Source organism: Enterococcus sp. BWB1-3, from assembly GCF_016745275.1.
GTDB lineage: Bacteria > Bacillota > Bacilli > Lactobacillales > Enterococcaceae > Enterococcus_L.
Genome location: NZ_JADOEP010000057.1, coordinates 1 through 3,183 on the forward strand (window position 1 = coordinate 1; position 3,183 = coordinate 3,183).

The window sequence follows — 3,183 nt, forward strand, 5'->3', positions numbered from 1 at the left end:
ACAACTAACGGTTCTGCTTTATAATCTTTTGTTGGCTGAAGCACATAAAGAAGATAGTGAAACATTAAAATTTTCAATTGGACTTGAGAAATTAAGTGCTTAATTAACCAGCACTGTGGGTATCTAATATAAAAATCTTGTTTTTGATATGGTGAATTTAATCCCCTCTAAAAATAACAGATATTAACTATATTTAAAATACGTACATTGTGCACTATACGTTTTGAATTATCATTTAACTAATAAAATAAGATAATTTAAATAAATGAACATTTTGAAAATAGAAAACTTTATTCAAAAGAATTGGACGATGTCAAAATTGAAAATTGTCTAGACAAAAGATTACCTAATATCAAATCTAACATGAATGATTCTTTGTAATAATCATAACGCTTTGAGTATGGTTAGGATAGTTGATATACTAATAAAAGGATAGAATATTTATGGTGACTATATAAATTAGTGTTTAATTAGAGGGGGACGTTAAAATGGGGAAAAAGATTTTTATAAAAAAATACATCCCAATGCATTCTCGGATTCAAAAGTTGTAAAAAAAGGTAAACTATCAAAAGACTATTTTTCTTATTTTCTTGAATCGCTAACAAGTCAAAGTAAAGAAAAAGAATTTGTAGACTATTGCTGGGAAATAATTGGAGTAACTATTTGCCCTAATTTATTGCCACAAACTGGTCTGACTGGTGGTGGAGACAGCAAGGTTGATTCAGAGATCTTCCCTGTTTCTGAAAGCTTTGCAGAATCATTGCTGAGCGGCTACGGAGATTTAGCTCATAGTGAAAGATGGGCGTTTGTATTAGTGCAAAAAAGATTGGAAACCAAGATTTAAGTCTGGTGTAAAGAAAATAGTTGGAACGAATACAGATCATGATCGGAACTATACAAATTTTTTTTTATCACCAACCAATTTGTATCCGATAAAAAATAGTTTAGGAGAATATATGGATTATCCTGATGAGGTTATTCGAGCGATTGCAGAGCATCAAGGCGAGAATCCAATCATTTATGAGTTGTATGAGGGCTTAACGGACGAGGAAAAACTAGGCTATTTGCTAGTTGACGAAGGGTTGATAATGGTTCCAGAACACTTGCGTAATTATGTTGACTATGAAGCTATTGGTCGAGATCATGTACTTAACAAGAATGGTGATTTTGCTGAAGAATATTTTATTGAGTTTTTATAAGAGATATAGGGCTGACTTAAGAGTCGGCTCTTTTTTATGTATTTCCCTGCTATTTTGTTCTCACTAAATGTCTTATAATATGATTAAGAGTATTAAAGAGTAAAGGTGGTGACAGAATGCTAAATTACAATGCTTATTTGAAAAAAAGCGACTCTATGGCTTTTGAAGAAGCGGTCGATATTTACAATTCGATTTTTAAAATGTTGGAATGCAAGGATGACTATTTACATGAATTATGGAAAGAAGTTATAGATTCTGCTTTAGTTTATGCGAATATGAGAATTAACTGGAATTACTTTTCTCACGAAGAAAAACATGAAAAAGATAATTTAAGAACTAGCTATCATAATACCTTTATGATTAATTTAAAGGCATTTCATAAGTTAGGCGAACAACTAGAATTAGACACTAATTGGATAGAAAAGCTCGGTTCATCAGAAGATAGAAAACGTTGGGGCGATTTTGCTGGATATCTCTTGTGTCTTGAAAATATTAGAGCGAGATAAAGTGTAAAAAGTAGATATAGCAACAACTCTGATGGTTAAGACAGTTTTAGATGAAATATAAAATGAAAAGATTTTTTGTTGATGATATATTAAATAGTATTAAAGTATCTAAAAAATATTGAGTAACTGGTTTGGAGGGAATGAAACAAAAATGAAAGATTATAGTAGCTTTTCTGAGAATATAGAAGTTGATATAGATGATGAAATGCTTGCGTCTCTTTTTGAAAAACTATCATCTAATCCTTTAGAGGAAATTAAAGCCGCAGACAATATTAAAATTCAAGGAATAGTCGAGGACATAAGTAAGTATGATAAAAGAGAATTGTTACAAAGACTTGCTGCACTGAGACTTTCATTTGAAAATAGAGATAAAGCTGTATTGTTAGATGCGATAACCACTGCAACTCTGAATTGGTTATCAGAGAATAATTGGAATTTTGAAGGTTTTTCAATGAGTTATGGTAAGTTCAAAAAAGTTATACAACAAATTAATCAATTAGACTCTAAAAGTGCTATCGATCCATTGGATAATCCGTACATAGATGATATTCAATTCTATGGGAATCATAAAGTAATGCCTGGTATAAATTTAACAAGCTCGTATAATTTGAATATGGTAATTCGTTCCATATTTTTATCAAGCCGGATGGAACTATCTGAAGAAGAAAAAAGTTATATTTCTATTTTATTGGATGATAATCTTACCATATCTACTAATATTTGTGAAAAATGTCAGACTCCAAAAGAGTTGTCATCAATTACTAGAGAAATATTTATTCCTAATAAAATACAACTTGATAAATATATGGAGGAAATTTGTCTAGATAAAGCTCTTATTGGTGTAAGTGAAATATCAATAAAGAAAGAAGATGCTGATTTAGTAAAACAAAAACCGTTTTCTCAGAATCAACATCTTTTTTTAACACATCCTTATTTAGATACAGGAAAAGGAGTACTCATACTAGATGTCACATCTATTGCAAACGCATTATATACTAAAGTAATGAACTTAATACCAGAAGAATATGTGTTTGAAGAAATTTGGAATGATGTCAGAAAGTTATTTAAAGCTCTGAAACATGAGAAAATTGCTGATGCTAGTTTTGATTTAGATTTATTGAATGAGAAAAGTTATAAGGAGAGGATTTTCAATGTTACAAATGATAAATTGCTTATAGCTTTTGGTGTTTTTAGTGGCGTAAATGAAAACGTAGATCATTCAGAAAAAATAACAAGTAGGTTAGAATCAATAGTAAAAAAATTAAATGAACATGATATTAAGAATGATCAATTATTTATAGTTATGGTGGTTCATACTTTAGGTGGGAGTCTATCTGCTTCGATAAAATCTAATAATCTATATATAACCTGTAAAAGAATCGATGACATAGCGTAACTTGCCAGACGTGTTACACTTAAAGTAAAAACGAGGTGCCTGCCATGAAATATCATCGTTATTCTGCAGAACAAATTGCCGA

3 protein-coding genes and 1 pseudogene are annotated in these 3,183 nt (G+C 30.3%); all 4 read left to right on the forward strand.

Features of this window, described 5'->3' with window-relative positions; translation table 11 throughout:
* Positions 1-103: pseudogene (locus IW492_RS18795) on the forward strand (IS982 family transposase); the annotation flags it as partial.
* An 853-nt stretch (positions 104-956) separates the two neighbouring features.
* The gene (locus IW492_RS17750) at positions 957-1,199 is read left to right on the forward strand and encodes an antirestriction protein ArdA (protein WP_202069424.1); all 243 of its coding nucleotides are present in this window, start codon (positions 957-959) and stop codon (positions 1,197-1,199) included.
* 116 nt (positions 1,200-1,315) lie between these two features.
* Complete coding sequence (locus IW492_RS18235; RefSeq protein ID WP_229441425.1) at positions 1,316-1,705, forward strand: hypothetical protein; 390 nt, start codon at positions 1,316-1,318, stop codon at positions 1,703-1,705.
* 151 nt (positions 1,706-1,856) lie between these two features.
* The gene (locus IW492_RS17760) at positions 1,857-3,101 is read left to right on the forward strand and encodes a hypothetical protein (RefSeq protein ID WP_202069425.1); all 1,245 of its coding nucleotides are present in this window, start codon (positions 1,857-1,859) and stop codon (positions 3,099-3,101) included.
* Positions 3,102-3,183: the final 82 nt, after the last annotated feature.

Excerpts from the sequence above, each read along its gene's own strand:
- IW492_RS17750 (WP_202069424.1), top strand. The coding sequence starts at position 957 with ATGGATTATCCTGATGAGGTTATTCGAGCGATTGCAGAGCATCAAGGC.
- IW492_RS18235 (WP_229441425.1), top strand. The coding sequence starts at position 1,316 with ATGCTAAATTACAATGCTTATTTGAAAAAAAGCGACTCTATGGCTTTT.
- IW492_RS17760 (WP_202069425.1), top strand. The coding sequence starts at position 1,857 with ATGAAAGATTATAGTAGCTTTTCTGAGAATATAGAAGTTGATATAGAT.